This window comes from Paenibacillus sp. FSL L8-0494, from assembly GCF_038003695.1.
Lineage (GTDB): Bacteria > Bacillota > Bacilli > Paenibacillales > Paenibacillaceae > Paenibacillus_AQ > Paenibacillus_AQ odorifer.
On sequence record NZ_JBBOPQ010000001.1, the window covers coordinates 3,345,256 to 3,359,787 of the forward strand.

A 14,532-nucleotide genomic window follows, 5' to 3' on the forward strand; every position below is an offset into this window, starting at 1 on the left:
TAGAGCGAGGTCGTAATTATACTGAGAAAAGAAGTAATTATGGAGAAGAAATTGTGGGGGATGTTGGAGATTAAGTTTGTTCCTGAACCATTGAAGATAAAAAGTTATTCTGCCATAATATTTTAACGGAAAGTACTTACAGAGTATACAAAAGATAATGATACAGAATGTTATTTGAGTGATCTCCATTAATATATTCAAAAATTCGATAGAAGGCAGGAAGGTAACGATATGAATATCACAATCACCTTAACTGATAGTGCCTCGAAGTTTATTATTAACAACCTCTACCCACTATACTTACACGATCTATCAGAAATATGGGGGACGATTCCTAATCAATACGGGGTATTCGAGGAGGACGAGACACAGACACAAAAGGAACAGAATAAAGTCTTCGACATTTGGTGGGAGAAAGCTGGCGTTTTGTATCCTTATTTAATAAAAGAAAATGATATTCCAGTAGGATTTGCATTAGTTGCTACACCGCCTTACACACCGTCTGCTTGTGAATTCTATTTGAATGAATTTTTTATTCTACGGCCCTTCCGTGGTAAGGGAATTGCTGAATATGCAGCTAAGGAAGTCTTTAAGCTTCATTTGGGTAACTGGGAGTTGCAAACAAATCCCACGGGCACAAATGGGAGAGCACAGCATTTTTGGAGGAAAACTTTAAAAGAATACACTGGTGATAGTTATTTAGAGGAATGCGGGAAGTCATATGATGATGAATTAAAGATGATTTTTACATTTAGTAACCAATCAAAATTATCGAATCCATAAAAGGGGATTATTTCGAAGTTATGTTTAAGAATTCATTCCTAAAAGCGAAAGCTTATAAGTACAGTTCTTTGCAATATTTGGATGTTGAAGAGCTGGAACTACAGGCGCCTGAGGATATTCTTATTGATGAACCTGGTGTGTTTATATTATGTAAATCGGTTGATGAGGGTCATAATATTCATTGGGCTGCCGAGTCTACAGAATTATTTAGGACTGCACTAATAGATCTGACCAGTAAGTTTATTCAATTACCTGTGGGTGGAACTCATAGAATGTATATCGAATTTATACATCCAGATCTCATGCCAGTTATGGAGTCTTTGGGGTTCAAGGTAGTTAGTCAATTTATTGATTTCTGGAATGAGGATATCTCAAAGAAGATCACCGATCAAGCAGAATCACCATTCATAAGAAACATTGAGCATAAAGACTATTTACAGGTTAGTATGATCACCAAAGCATGTATAAATCTTTCAAGAGGTTTCTATGGTGAAGAGTTGGATTTCATACAAACATGGAATGAATCGGATCATTCTTGTATTCTTGTAGCAGAATTGAATAAAAGCATTGTTGGAGTATGTTTATTGAACATCTACGGATTTGAAAATGAAAAGGGACCTGTGTTATGGCTTAGAGAATTAGCTGTAGATCCGAAATATCATAACCAAGGTATCGGACATAAGTTAGCTGTTGAAGGTATACGCTGGGGGAATAACAACGGCGCTAAGCGGAGTTTTCTAGCAGCAGATAAAGAAAATCGAAATGCGATCAGAATCTATAATGAATTGGGGTATAACCATAAGGACGAAGTAGGGCAGATTAATATGGCTTTAGTGCTTGGAATTGAAGAGCCGATCTAACTATCATAGTTAGATCGGCTTTTGTTGCTCTAAGCTATTTGATGCGTTTAACTTGCAAATATATGCTTACCAATTTTTAAGTTTTGCGGACGTGACCAGATCCATGCACTTGTTGCTGTATCCGGATTGAAATAATAGATTGCATGGTTTGTGGGGTCCCAACCTCGAACAGCATCAAGAGCAGCTAAATAAGCTGTCTGATTTGGTGTAAGCCAATACTGGCCGTCAGATACGGCTGTGAAAGCTCCTTTTTGGAATACAACTTCTTTAATATTGTCAGGAAATTGACTAGATTGTATACGATTCATGACTACTGCACCCACTGCAACTTGTCCAACATAAGGCTCACCGCGAGACTCACTGTAGATAACTTTAGCCAAAATATCCATTTCATTAATATTAAGCGTGTGTTTTTTTAAAATATTCCAAGTTTTTGTCCCCGAAATTCCATCAGCGCTTATTCCATAGGCCTTTTGAAATCTAGCAACCGCTGCTTTCGTTTGTGATCCGTATACCCCATCTAAGGGCTCAGTGTAGAAATCAAGGGTTTTTAATCTATATTGTAGATCCCATACATCTCCTGAAGAACTTCCTATGGTTAATACCGGAGCTGCATTAGCAGAACCGATCATAGTAGCCATGCTCACCAGACCCAAAAGAAGCAACAAAGTGAATATTTTAGTCTTCATTATAGTAGCCTCCTTTCAGAAAACATTATAAATATAGTTTAATCATTGAGACAACACTCATTTAATGGAAAATAAATTACTGTTTTACAAACTGTGAACTCTTAGTTCCGTTTGTGATTTTCTGAAATGGGTAAAATAATACTTATAGGCAGATAAAATTTCGGAGGTCTTTTATATGAAAAAGCAATTATTTCTACTAGTCGTTGCAGCTGCTTTCAGCTTAAGTGCTTGTAGTAATGACAATAGCTATGGCAATCAAATGTCTTCTAACGATACACAAATGGAACATAACTCACATTCAAGTTCAGGTGAAGTTCCAAAAGATCTGCGGGTAGCGGAGAACCCTACTTACAAAGTAGGAAGTGAAGCTGTGATCCAAACTGACCATATGGAAGGGATGAAGGGAGCCATTGCGACAATTGTGGGAGCTTATGAGACGACAGCATATAATGTTTCCTATAGACCTACTACAGGAGGTCAGCCGGTCACAAATCATAAGTGGATTATTCATGAAGAAATAAAAGAAGCAGATGATATATCCTATCAACCAGGCTCAGAGGTTATTATGGAATCTGATCATATGAAGGATATGAAGGGTGCAACGGCTCAGATTAACTCAGCAGAAAAAACCACTGTCTATATGATTAATTACAAACCTACTACGGGTGGAGATGAAGTGAAAAATCATAAGTGGGTAACAGAAGATGAGCTTTCACCTGTAAAATAATAGATCAACACAAAAACTGCAACTTACTCAGTTACGCATGAGTACGTTGCAGTTTTTGTTGTTTTATAGTCAGCTTCAAAGTAATTTGCGGTTAGGCTTTATCCACTGCAAGTTTTGAAGATTTTATGTTTGACGGGTCCTGTTCAGCTTCTTCAGGAACTGGCATTTGGTTAGAAGTACGAAGTGGAAGCTCCTTCAGGAAGAAGACAAGCACGAAAGCTACAACAAGCACAATGGTCCCGGTTAAGAACACGGATGACAATGTCTGTCCTAAAGCGTCACGGATACCCTCAATCATTTGTAAGAAGATAGGCTGTACATCGGTTGGCAGACTAGCTTGAGTCTGTTCAAGCAATGGTTTGTTCATTAATGCCTGTGGATTAGCGAAGGAGAGCATTTGCTCAGCAAGTTTTGGATCTATCTGTGTGAAATCCGGTGCTGATGACGATTGCAGAGCTTCCTTCAAGTTTTTGGTAAGACTATTTGACATAACGGTACCCATGACTGCGATACCGATCGTACCGCCTAAATTACGGAATAATTGTGAGGAGGCCGTTACTACACCCAGTTCTGTGTGTGAAACCGCATTTTGAGTAGCTAGTGAGAATACTGGCATTCCCAATCCTAACCCAAGACCAAACACAATCATACTTAGGACAGCCATCGGTACATTATTCATAAATACCATAATTGTCATACCAGCAATCATAATGGGTATTCCAATTAATGCGTAACGTTTATACTTCCCTTTTTTCGCCATCTTTTGTCCGGTAAGGGCACTGGCTACAACCATAACGATCGACATTGGCATAGTAACATACCCTGCATATGTCGCGGAGATCCCCAGAACACCTTGTACGAAGAAGGAAAGATAGATCATAGCTCCCATCATACCGAAGTTCATAATAAAACCAATAATATTAGATATGGTAACTACGCTATTCTTAAATAGATGAAGCGGAAGAATTGGATTTTTAGCTTTGGATTCGACCAAAATAAAGAGAAGTGCCGAAACGACCGTTCCCGCCAACAGGCCGAGAATTTGCGAAGAACCCCAATCATATTCTGTACCTGCCCAGGTGAAGGCAAGCAGTAGAGGCACGATGGTAGTTGTCATTAGCAAGGAACCTAAATAGTCGATGCTTGTTGACTCCCCACGTTTGCCTTTAGGAAATAAGGTAAGAATCATCACGAAGGCTACTACACCAAGCGGTAGGAAGATCCAGAACAGCCAATGCCAATCCATATTGTCAATCAAAAAGCCACCAAGCGTTGGTCCAAGCACACTGGAGAAGCCGAATACTGCCATCATCAACCCCATCCATTTACCACGTTCACGCGGAGGGAATAAGTCACCTACGGCAGTAAATGCGGTGGATTGAATAATACCTGCACCTACCCCTTGAATCCCACGGTAAATGATAAATTGATAAACATCGGAAGATGTACCTGTCAGAAAAGCCCCAACCATAAATAAGAGAATACCTGCTAATAGAAAGGGTTTACGTCCGAACATATCAGATAACTTACCGACAAGAACGGTTGCTATTGTTGATGTTAATAAATAAATGTTAATAGTCCAAGTATAGTAATCCATGCCATCAAGAATTGCGATTATACGCGGCATAGCAGTACTTGTAATTGTCTGATTAATCGCTGCGAACAGCATTGCAGCCATTATTGCTATCATAATACTAAGTTTTCGTTTGCTGGATAAATGTTCCATTTGATTGTTTCCCCGCCACTTTTTAAATTTTATCTCTTGTCTAAATCAGAAATTATTACTGCGAAAATTCTTCTTAAATGCTCAATATCTTCATCGGGCAGTATCTTAAAGTAAGATTCCATAAGTTCTTGATGGCGTTCCTGCACCTCTTTAATCGTTGCTTCTCCTTTCTGCGTAATGGTGATGTGTACAACCCTTCGATCATCTTTGGCGCGTTCCTTATTTACGTAATCTTCAGCGATTAATTGGTCTGTTACGCCTGTAATTGCTGCTGAGGTAATACCCAGAGCTGCAGCAATCTGTGATACGTTTTGTGGACCGTTCTTAGATAAAGTCCTGAGGGTTTTGAACTGTGTAATATTTAAGGGGTAGTCTTGTTTGTTCCAATCTTGGGAGATTCCTTTTAAAAAGGATTTGAACATAGTAGAAATCTGAAGAAAATCTTCATTATTAGCCAAATCACGCCTCCTAAAGTTATGAAATAGGGCGGAATAAGTAATTCCATTAAATTTTAGATAACAACTAAATGATTAACTACTTAATTATTAAAGCGTGAAACAATATATCATCCTTTTTTATATCTCGTCAAGAAAAGGTTTGTTTTTTTCGAATGAAATAGAGTGTTGTTGTTGAAGTTCGTTCCTGAGCTAATGAATTATTTGTTATACTGTGTATAGTTATCGTTATTATTATTTCATTAAAAAAGGAGCATTTATTTGAATCTAGCAACTCCTGTAACACCTATTCAACTTATGCAAGTACTTCTAAACGTTTCTGTGATTCGCCCTGTTTTTATCTGGGGGGCGCCTGGTATTGGGAAATCTTCGCTAGTAGAAGCTTTTGCTGATCAGGTGGGTCTTCCTTGTGTGTCACTATTAGGTTCTCAATTAGCACCTGAAGACATCATTGGAGTCCCGCAAATCGTTAACGGTAAGAGCCAATTCTGTCCTCCAAAAATGATTGCTCGGGATGAACCATATTGTTTGTTCCTAGACGAGCTTAATGCCTGTTCTCAAGAGGTGCAAAAAGCTTTTTATAGTCTCATCCACGAACGCCGCATCGGCGATTATCACCTACCTGAGGGCTCTATAGTAATAGGAGCTGGTAACCGTGCACAAGATAGTGCAATTGTTAAACCTATGTCCTCCGCGCTTATCAATCGGATGTTCCATATACAGTTAAATGTATCGTTTCAGAATTGGATCTCTTGGGCATATGAGCATAGCATTCATCCTATGGTTATTGAATATCTGGAATTGCGTCCCGATCATTTGTGGAGTGCACCTCCAAAGACTGAAGAGCCTTTCTCCACGCCACGCTCTTGGCATATGCTTAGTGATGCACTACATGAGTTTGGCGATGATGTAAATGTGGATACCGTGGGGATTTTAGCGAATGGCTCACTGACACCTTCTCACGCCACACAATTCAGGGCTTTTTATAAAAATCTAACTGGAAAATATGAACTTAATCAAATTATAGATGGTAAATCCTCATTTCCAACGGCTCCAGAAGATCGGGATCTCCTGTATTTTCTGGCGCAATCCTTGCGTGCCCAGATTATCAAAGAACTCCCTCCGATTAAAGATAACGTACGAGATGGACATCGCCAATTTGCACATACGGTTAAAAAGCTGATTAAAGACTTGTCCGTCATTAGCTTCGAAATTGCACAGCTAGTAGTTGCTAAGCAGGAGCAAAGTGATAATATTCCAGATTGGTTAATGGTTGAAATTGTACGTGATTTACCACGTCTTGCAATAAAAGAGCGGGGGTAAATATGGCTAAAAAAACAACTCCAGATAATCCCGCTTTGAAAAATTTTAACGAAGCATGTTCGTTAATCGCGGAGCATCCTATTTTTGCGCCGTTATCTGTTCGAGCTTCGATTATTCATAATGAAAATAGTCCCTATCCTGAAGACGGCTGGGCAATTGTCACTAATAACGGTTATATTTACACTCATCCTAAACGGCGTGGCGAGGTTGCTGAATGGATGTACGTTTTGGCACATTGTTTTCTTCATTTAGGTCTTGGACATTTAAAGATTAAAGAGAATCAAGTGGCGTGGAACGTTGCATGTGATGTGTACATAGCAAAGTTTTTAAATGACTTGAAGTTTGGGAAAATACCCGCAGATATGGAGTCGCGAATTGATCTTACAATTAAAGATGAACAACAGCTTTACGAGCAGTTTATGATAAAAGGAATTCCGGACAACTCCAGATATTTTGGGACTGCGGGTGTTTCAAAACTGGATATGAATGTTAGAGATGCCACCAAAAGATACTGGGGAAAAGCACCGGATTGGGAAGCCTATTTTGCTTATGGGTTATCTAATGCTGTGACGAATGCAGTAAGTGTTGCTGGAGGACATGCTAATACTATTAGTGACCCTGCACTTTCTTTAACAGCTCCACAACGGGCAAAACGATGGTTTATGGACAGATATCCTTTATTAGGAGCGCTTGCCGCCGGCTTTGAGATTATAGAAGATCCAGCGATATGTCGGCGATTAGATATTTCCATAGCTGCCATTGACGTTATTGATCGCAAAATATTCATGAACCCTGCAGCTGGACTAAACGATGAGGAGTGTATTTTCGTGATGGCGCATGAGCTTCTGCATGCGGGGCTTCAGCATCACGAGCGATGTCTTGGCCGGGATCATTATCTTTGGAATGTGGCTTGTGACTACGTTATAAATTTATGGCTAGTGGAAATGAGTGTAGGGGAGTATCCGCGAATTGGACTCTTATTAGATCCTGAGCTTAAAGGTTTATCTGCTGAAACGATTTATGATCGTATGGTCGGAGATATCCGCACTTATAAGAAACTGGCAACCTTGAGAGGGAATGGACTCGGTGACATTTTAGATAACGGTTCATCAAGTTTTTGGGATGCGAGAGAAGGACAAACGTTAGATGATTTCTGTAAAAATGCTATGCAACAGGGACTTATGTATCATGAAGAGCAAAGTCGCGGTCTTTTGCCATCAGGCCTAGTTGAAGAGATTAGAGCGCTGGGCCAGCCACCTATTAAATGGGATGTAGAGCTTGCACGGTGGTTTGATCATTATTTTTCACCGCTTGAGAAGACCAGATCTTATTCACGAATTAGCAGACGTCAATCTTCTACGCCTGATATCCCTCGACCACAGTGGGTTCATAGCGGTGCTGCAGATGATGGCCGTACTTTTGGAGTTATTTTAGATACCTCAGGCTCAATGGATAAAAAACTTCTGGCCAAAGCATTAGGGGCTATTTCAAGTTATGCGCAGGCTCGTGATGTTCCTTTTGCACGGATTATCTTTTGTGATGCTTGTCCTTATGATGCAGGTTACATGCCCCCCGAGGCTATCGCGGATCGGGTACAAGTGAAGGGAAGAGGGGGAACGATCTTACAACCAGCTATTGATTTGATTCAACAAGCTGAGGATTTCCCGAAAAAAGGACCGCTTCTAATTATTACAGATGGTTATTGTGACAAGCTGATCCTTAAAAGAGACCATGCTTATATTTTGCCCAAGGGTAATGACTTGCCTTTCTCACCCAAAGGACCTGTATTCAGAATTAATTAGGGCTTAGAATAAATTTAGAGCGAGGTAACAATGGATATGAATCCCCCCAAACATATTCTTTCAGCAGCTACAGTTGTATTCAATGATCAAGAAGAAATCTTATTAATAAAAGGTCCACGTAGAGGCTGGGAGATGCCAGGCGGACAGGTTGAAGAGGAGGAGTCCCTTATAGAAGCAGCAATCAGGGAAGCCAAAGAAGAATCGGGCATTGATATAGAGATTAATAAGTTCTGCGGAGTTTTTCAAAATGTTGATCGATCTATTTGTACTAACCTATTTCTAGGGAAAGCCATCGGCGGCGAACCTGCTACTAGTTCCGAGAGCTTAGAAGTTGGGTTTTTCTCGATAGAACAAGCATTAGAAATGGTCACATGGAAAAACCTCAGACTGCGGCTGGAGTATTGTCTAAATGATGAGGTGCAGCCTTTTTACGTAGAGTTACGGGGTACAGAAGTTGAAGAAATTATATTTAAATTAGAAAACCAGCAAACTTTTTAGAGGTCCTCCTGCGTCCTAGCTAATGAGTGTCATCGGAAGGCACTTATAAATAGAGATGGAGGATGACGAGATATGAACAAAAGAACAAAAAATCTATTTAAAATGAGTGCAGTTGGATGTGTAGCCATTATGGGAGTGAGTGTAGCTTCTTTACCGGTTCATGCTATGGTTTCCACACAAGTAACAGCTAATGTTTCTGCGGCTTTACCGTCCAAGGCACCAGCTCTTGCTGGCATTAAAGTGCAAGAAAAAGTACTTAACACAACAAGTAAATACCTGATTGCAGATTTAAAAGTACCACAGCTAACAGGAATGCTGGATACTCATTATCAAGATGAACTGAACGATATTATCCTCTCTCATGCTGAAAAGGATCTGGCACAGTGGGAGAAAGACGCCGCAGAAATGGGCAAAAAAGCACAGGCTGATCAAATGGAATTTCATCCTTATACTCTTTACATTACTTATGATCTGAAATCAGATGGAACAGGTTCTCCAGCAGGCGTTATCTCCTTGACTGTTACTACTGAAGGTTCTGAAGGTGGAACAAGCATGCCGCGGATCGATACTTATAATGTGAAAAATATAGCTGAGGCAGAACCTGTTACACTAACGGATCTACTGGGCGCTAACTACAAAGAGAAGCTCGATGCAGACATTCTGGCAGAAATTAAAAAGGATTCAGATAAGTATTTCTTAGAAGAGTACACAGGAACTTCAACTGAGCAGTCGTTCTATATCGATAAAGGTAACTTAGTAATCGTATTCCCTAAATACAGCATTGCACCAGGTTATGTAGGTTCACCAGAGTTTCGGTTCAGCTTAAATCATAGTTCAACGGATACAACCAAGCTAGATTTGAAAAAAGTAGCTACTTTCACGAATAAGAAAGGCGTGCGCATGGTATCGCTTCGTGATGTGGCCAGTCAACTAAACTATGAATTGAAATGGAATCAGTCTACCAAAACCGCTGAATTGATGAAAGGTGCACAGTGGACAAGTGTTACGCTTAACAAAGATTCATACTTCTTCGCAAAAACGACTCCTAAAGCTTTAGGTGCTGCCCCTGTTCTGCAAGATAACAAAACCTATGTACCTGTTCAATTCGTATCAGAAATTCTACAGGTTGAAGTTCAGAAATAACCTTTTAGAAGTTTGTGAAAGTAGTTAGATTTTTTAAAAACATCCCGCAGGGTAATTCTTGCGCGGGTGTTTTTTTACTTTTGATAACAGAATAACCAGTTAAAAGAACTTTTTGTGCTACTCCTGCGTCCTGCCTATGAACAACAAATTAAGGGTAAGGACTGAAACAGAATGAATGACAACAAGCGTTATATGCCTGGAATTGATGGACTAAGAGCTTTTTCTGTACTCGCTGTCATAGCCTATCATTTGAATTTGAAATGGGCTGGGGGTGGACTGCTGGGAGTGGGAATCTTTTTTGTGATCTCGGGTTATCTCATCACAGACCAAATCATTAACCAATGGGAGCGTCATCGAAGATTGGACCTTCTGGACTTTTGGATACGTAGAGCACGGAGGTTGCTGCCGGCGACGATAGTCATGCTGATCGTTGTCACCTTATGGCTCTTAATCATAGATCCCACGAGATTAAATGGGCTGACAGGAGATTTCATGTCATCACTATTTTACGTTAATAACTGGTGGTTAATATTTCATGATGTTTCGTACTTCGAAAGCTTTGGACCTCCTTCACCGATCGGACATTTATGGTCACTTTCTATTGAAGAACAGTTTTATATTCTATGGCCGCTGCTGCTCGTATTAGGACTAAAGATCATACCTCGTCGAGGTAAACTTACTGCCTGGATTCTGGCTTGTGCTGCTGTCTCAGCTTTAGCCATGGCTATGTTCTATGTACCGGGCACAGATCCAAGCAGGGTCTATTATGGAACAGATACTCGCATATTTGCACTTCTAGTTGGAGCGGCGCTTGCCGTTGCATGGCCTAGTCAGAAACTTAAAAATACAGTCACAGAAAGATCTCGTTATATGTTTGATATCATTGGTGCTCTGGGACTGCTGGTATTAATGGTGCTAGTTTACCGGATTAACGAATTTGATGAATCACTATATCGTGGTGGATTTTTGATCATCTCTATCATTACTGCAGTAGTGATTGCCGTGCTTGCTCATCCTGCCAGTTCTCTTGGCCGGAAAATAGGCTGCAAACCTTTGCGATGGATAGGTGTACGTTCATATAGCTTATACCTTTGGCATTATCCCGTAATTATTCTTACCAGCCCTAATGGGAATCCAGATGAGAGCGGCGTGCTTCGTATGATCCTTCAGTTAGCAGGAAGTTTTCTACTGGCAGCCTTATCATACAAATATGTGGAGGAGCCGCTCCGGCGGAAATCATTAAGAAACATTTGGAACCATTGGAGTGCGAAACAAGGCCGCAGCTACCGCCCAGTCTTTCTTATGACCATGATCTTTTTGATTCTTATTCCGATTGCCTGCAATGGATATTTATCCAATGCTGAATCTGACACGCCTACAATCGAAGTTGCAGATAAGCAGAATGTACAGCAAGAGGGAACAGCGCAAGATCCAATAGATCACAACTCATTGGCACCACCCGTAGAAAAAGATACGACGGTTGTTGAGAAGCAAAAACCTGACACTGAAGAGAAACAAGCTGAACCAGAAAGAAACATAGCGGTAACCGAAAAAAATCAAACCAGAAAGAATATTACGGCCATTGGCGATTCTGTCATTTTGGATGCGGCACCATTTTTGGTAGAAAGTCTCCCTGGTATTGTTATCGATGGAAAGGTCGGCAGACAGATGATGCAGGCACAGGAGGTGGTTGATCAGCTTAGAGCACAAGGACGGTTAGGGAAGCGGATGATCATAGAGCTGGGGACGAATGGAGCTTTTAACTCCAAGCAATTACGTAAACTATTAAACTCGTTAAGCGATGCGGAGCAGATTATTTTGGTCAATACACGTGTGCCGAGAAAGTGGGAGCAGACTGTGAATTCCACCCTTTCAAAAGTTTCCAGTGAATTCAGGAATACGACCATAGTAGACTGGTACTCAGCTAGTGAAGGAAAAGACGACTACTTCTACAAAGATGGTGTTCATCTGAAACGTGAGGGTGCCAAGTATTATGCATCAATTCTAATTAAAGCTTTGGAAAAAGAAAATAAATAATTTATTTGGAATCTCCAAACTTTTTTATACTCACCAAACGTCTTACTCCTGTTACAACACCAGATCACAAACAGAGAAGGATAATCGACCATGTTGAATAGGAAAACCGAGAAAATATTGACGCGATGTATCAAAGAAAACAAAGAAAATGTATACCGGCTTGCTTACAGTTATGTGAAAAACAAAGAGGATGCCCTCGACATTGTGCAGGATTCTATTTATAAAGCGATGACACGGATGGATTTGCTAAAGGATCACGATGCCGTGAAAAGCTGGTTTTACAGGATTGTCGTGAATACCTCTTTAGACTTTTTGCGCAGAAACAAGAAGGTTCAGACGATGGAGCCAGAGATAATAGAAACCTATAGTCCGGCTGTTGAGGATAACTATACAGATATGGATTTGAAAAGAACACTGGAAGAGCTGCCGGCGAAATACCGAAGTGTGATCGTGCTTAGATATTTTGAGGATATGAAGATTAATGAAGTGGCTGAAGTTCTTAACGAGAACACCAATACAATAAAGACAAGGCTGTATCAGGCCCTTCAGTTATTGCGGGTGAAGCTGAATGATGAAGCCTTAAAGGAGATAAAGTAAGATGGACGAAAGAATACAAGAATTACATAAAGAGTATACCGATATTCCCATTCCGGATGAACTTGATTTGATTGTAAACCGCTCTATAAAGCAGTCACTTAAAGCCAATAGAAAGAAACACACAACAACTAAGTGGGTGGCTAGTGTTGGCGCGGCCGCAGTTATTTTTCTAGTAGCCATAAACACCAGTACAACCGTAGCTAGTGCATTATCTTCCATCCCAGGCGTTGATCGGATAATAAAAGTGCTAACTATTAAAGAATATGTTGTAGAAGAAGAGAATTACGATGCTAATATCAAAGTTCCAGCCGTTACGGATATGGAGAACAAAGAACTGGAGCTTGGATTGAACAGCAAATATTTAAGTGAGAACAAAGCACTATACGAAAAGTTCCAAGCGGAGATCGAAGCGTTGAAGGAACAAGGTGGGGGCCATTTGGGGCTGGATGTTGGTTATGAAGTGAAAACGGATAATGAGCATATTTTCTCCATTGGCAGATATGTTGAGGAAACCGCTGGTTCATCTTCAATGGAAGTTACTTTTGATACGATAGACAAAGAAAATCAGATCCTTATTACATTACCAATGTTATTTAAAGATGATCAATACATTGAGCGCATCAGCGAAAATATTAAAGAACAGATGATTGCTCAAATGAAAGCAGACTCTGAGAAAGTTTACTGGATCCCTGAGTATGGCGATGATGTGCCAACGGATCAGTTTACATCCATTACGAAGGATCAAAGCTTTTATATCAATACCGAAGGTAAGCTTGTGATTGTGTTTAATAAATACGATGTCGCACCGGGTTATATGGGCTCCGTTGAATTTGTGATACCAACCGCGGTGCTTGCTGATGATTTGGTCAGTCAGAAGTATATTCAATAAAAGAATTCTGGGAATAACGTCATCTGCGTTCCGAAACTCTGCGCAAAAGTTGATAAATGTGGAACTAGCGTCATCTGAGTCCAAAAGTTTAGCCAAAACTCTTTGTCAAAGCCTTAAACATCGTTTGATGTCATTATTTTACGGGGGACGCAGCAGCTATCGGACTCAGCTGACCCTAAACGCAGCATTATCGCACTTTTGCAATCCGAACGGACCGCATCGTCGCTATTGACACGAAAAACACTCCCCAAGCACTCTTTTCTAACGAATAGCTGCACTGGGGTCCGAAACTCTGCGCAAAAGCTGATAAAAGCGGAAATAACGTCATCTGGGTCCGAAAGTTTAGACGTAAATAAATCGCTCTACTGCCGCAACGGTAGCATTAATATCCGGGTTAGAATTATCGATCAACGCAATATTTTCAGCCGGGAGCGGCCATGCTACCGTACGGTTGCCAAGAGAAGTGCGGAATTCATTCCAATGCTGGAACTTCCATTCATCTAGTGGTGATTGTCTGTCTTGAATTCGTTCCCGGTACAATTCCTCGTTGGCTAAACCTACCAAGACAACCTTGACTTCAACATCAAGGAGGGAACGTCCGATCCGAACTAACTCATTGCTGATCCAGTCAGGATTGGCCGCCTCTTTGGTGAAGGGACCAACCACAAAAGCATCGACGTACAAGCCTATATTATCCAGCGCAGCATCCATAGTGATTCGATAACCTAAATCGCGGCATAACCTTTTGTACTCTGCTGAGTCTCTATCTGCCGGATCCAGTCCGTGTAAAGTCATTATGGCGTCGGCAGCAGGCCGTAGCAGAATATCCATATCGAAAAATGGTATTTTGCGCCGCGAAGCAATCGCTTTAGCTAACGTTGTTTTGCCTGCTCCAGCTGGACCAAGAAAAAATACAAGTTTATTCATTTCTAATTCTCCTTAGTTCTCAAGTCAACTCCAAAGTGTATCTATGCATACTATCATATAAAAGATGACGAGCGAT

Annotated in this window: 14 protein-coding genes; 10 read left to right on the plus strand and 4 right to left on the minus strand. The window is 40.6% G+C overall.

Going from position 1 to position 14,532, the window contains the following annotated elements:
* The first annotated feature begins 231 nt into the window (after nucleotides 1-231).
* Nucleotides 232-783 (plus strand): GNAT family N-acetyltransferase, encoded by a 552-nt coding sequence (locus NYE35_RS15360; RefSeq protein ID WP_341121531.1) that lies wholly within the window; start codon nucleotides 232-234, stop codon nucleotides 781-783.
* 20 nt (nucleotides 784-803) lie between these two features.
* Nucleotides 804-1,643 (plus strand): GNAT family N-acetyltransferase, encoded by an 840-nt coding sequence (locus tag NYE35_RS15365; RefSeq protein ID WP_341121534.1) that lies wholly within the window; start codon nucleotides 804-806, stop codon nucleotides 1,641-1,643.
* A 47-nt stretch (nucleotides 1,644-1,690) separates the two neighbouring features.
* On the opposite strand, the gene sleB is transcribed toward NYE35_RS15365, so the two are convergent.
* Nucleotides 1,691-2,332, minus strand: coding sequence for a spore cortex-lytic enzyme (gene sleB, locus NYE35_RS15370; protein WP_445321955.1), 642 nt, complete (start codon nucleotides 2,330-2,332; stop codon nucleotides 1,691-1,693).
* Between the two features lie 175 nt (nucleotides 2,333-2,507).
* On the opposite strand from sleB, the gene NYE35_RS15375 reads away from it, so the two are divergent.
* Nucleotides 2,508-3,059, plus strand: coding sequence for a YdhK family protein (locus NYE35_RS15375; protein WP_076105643.1), 552 nt, complete (start codon nucleotides 2,508-2,510; stop codon nucleotides 3,057-3,059).
* A 91-nt stretch (nucleotides 3,060-3,150) separates the two neighbouring features.
* Here the strand turns inward: NYE35_RS15375 and NYE35_RS15380 are convergent, their stop codons facing one another.
* Both NYE35_RS15380 and NYE35_RS15385 read right to left on the minus strand, forming a co-directional pair.
* Nucleotides 3,151-4,785, minus strand: a complete 1,635-nt coding sequence (locus tag NYE35_RS15380) for an MDR family MFS transporter (RefSeq protein WP_076144203.1) — start codon at nucleotides 4,783-4,785, stop codon at nucleotides 3,151-3,153.
* 29 nt (nucleotides 4,786-4,814) lie between these two features.
* Nucleotides 4,815-5,243 (minus strand): MarR family winged helix-turn-helix transcriptional regulator, encoded by a 429-nt coding sequence (locus NYE35_RS15385; RefSeq protein ID WP_036678010.1) that lies wholly within the window; start codon nucleotides 5,241-5,243, stop codon nucleotides 4,815-4,817.
* 258 nt (nucleotides 5,244-5,501) lie between these two features.
* Here NYE35_RS15385 and NYE35_RS15390 point away from each other — a divergent pair, with 258 nt between their 5' ends.
* The 7 genes from NYE35_RS15390 (at nucleotide 5,502) to NYE35_RS15420 (ending at nucleotide 13,529) form a co-directional block, all read left to right on the plus strand.
* Nucleotides 5,502-6,563: an AAA family ATPase gene (locus NYE35_RS15390; protein WP_076105644.1), complete on the plus strand. Its 1,062-nt coding sequence runs from the start codon at nucleotides 5,502-5,504 to the stop codon at nucleotides 6,561-6,563.
* 2 nt (nucleotides 6,564-6,565) lie between these two features.
* The gene (locus NYE35_RS15395; RefSeq protein ID WP_094901310.1) at nucleotides 6,566-8,365 is read left to right on the plus strand and encodes a vWA domain-containing protein; all 1,800 of its coding nucleotides are present in this window, start codon (nucleotides 6,566-6,568) and stop codon (nucleotides 8,363-8,365) included.
* Nucleotides 8,366-8,401: 36 nt separating this feature from the next.
* Nucleotides 8,402-8,863: an NUDIX hydrolase gene (locus tag NYE35_RS15400; RefSeq protein ID WP_076125878.1), complete on the plus strand. Its 462-nt coding sequence runs from the start codon at nucleotides 8,402-8,404 to the stop codon at nucleotides 8,861-8,863.
* 72 nt (nucleotides 8,864-8,935) lie between these two features.
* Nucleotides 8,936-10,006 carry a stalk domain-containing protein gene (locus NYE35_RS15405; RefSeq protein WP_341121536.1) on the plus strand — a complete coding sequence of 357 codons (1,071 nt, stop codon included), beginning with the start codon at nucleotides 8,936-8,938 and terminating at the stop codon, nucleotides 10,004-10,006.
* A gap of 171 nt (nucleotides 10,007-10,177) precedes the next feature.
* A complete protein-coding gene (locus NYE35_RS15410) occupies nucleotides 10,178-12,043 on the plus strand; it encodes an acyltransferase family protein (RefSeq protein WP_341121539.1) in 1,866 nt (621 codons plus the stop codon).
* 90 nt (nucleotides 12,044-12,133) lie between these two features.
* Nucleotides 12,134-12,640, plus strand: a complete 507-nt coding sequence (locus NYE35_RS15415; protein ID WP_038570883.1) for an RNA polymerase sigma factor — start codon at nucleotides 12,134-12,136, stop codon at nucleotides 12,638-12,640.
* Nucleotide 12,641: 1 nt separating this feature from the next.
* On the plus strand, nucleotides 12,642-13,529 hold the full coding sequence (locus NYE35_RS15420; RefSeq protein ID WP_036677997.1) for an RsiV family protein: 888 nt from the start codon (nucleotides 12,642-12,644) through the stop codon (nucleotides 13,527-13,529).
* Between the two features lie 342 nt (nucleotides 13,530-13,871).
* Here NYE35_RS15420 and NYE35_RS15425 read toward each other — a convergent pair whose 3' ends face one another.
* Nucleotides 13,872-14,456: an AAA family ATPase gene (locus tag NYE35_RS15425; protein ID WP_038570886.1), complete on the minus strand. Its 585-nt coding sequence runs from the start codon at nucleotides 14,454-14,456 to the stop codon at nucleotides 13,872-13,874.
* Between the last annotated feature and the right edge of the window lie 76 nt (nucleotides 14,457-14,532).

Coding starts and splice junctions, on each gene's coding strand:
- NYE35_RS15365 (WP_341121534.1), top strand. CDS start 804: ATGTTTAAGAATTCATTCCTAAAAGCGAAAGCTTATAAGTACAGTTCT.
- sleB (WP_445321955.1), bottom strand. CDS start 2,332: ATGAAGACTAAAATATTCACTTTGTTGCTTCTTTTGGGTCTGGTGAGC.
- NYE35_RS15405 (WP_341121536.1), top strand. CDS start 8,936: ATGAACAAAAGAACAAAAAATCTATTTAAAATGAGTGCAGTTGGATGT.
- NYE35_RS15360 (WP_341121531.1), top strand. CDS start 232: ATGAATATCACAATCACCTTAACTGATAGTGCCTCGAAGTTTATTATT.
- NYE35_RS15375 (WP_076105643.1), top strand. CDS start 2,508: ATGAAAAAGCAATTATTTCTACTAGTCGTTGCAGCTGCTTTCAGCTTA.
- NYE35_RS15410 (WP_341121539.1), top strand. CDS start 10,178: ATGAATGACAACAAGCGTTATATGCCTGGAATTGATGGACTAAGAGCT.
- NYE35_RS15400 (WP_076125878.1), top strand. CDS start 8,402: ATGAATCCCCCCAAACATATTCTTTCAGCAGCTACAGTTGTATTCAAT.
- NYE35_RS15415 (WP_038570883.1), top strand. CDS start 12,134: ATGTTGAATAGGAAAACCGAGAAAATATTGACGCGATGTATCAAAGAA.
- NYE35_RS15425 (WP_038570886.1), bottom strand. CDS start 14,456: ATGAATAAACTTGTATTTTTTCTTGGTCCAGCTGGAGCAGGCAAAACA.
- NYE35_RS15395 (WP_094901310.1), top strand. CDS start 6,566: ATGGCTAAAAAAACAACTCCAGATAATCCCGCTTTGAAAAATTTTAAC.
- NYE35_RS15380 (WP_076144203.1), bottom strand. CDS start 4,785: ATGGAACATTTATCCAGCAAACGAAAACTTAGTATTATGATAGCAATA.
- NYE35_RS15420 (WP_036677997.1), top strand. CDS start 12,642: ATGGACGAAAGAATACAAGAATTACATAAAGAGTATACCGATATTCCC.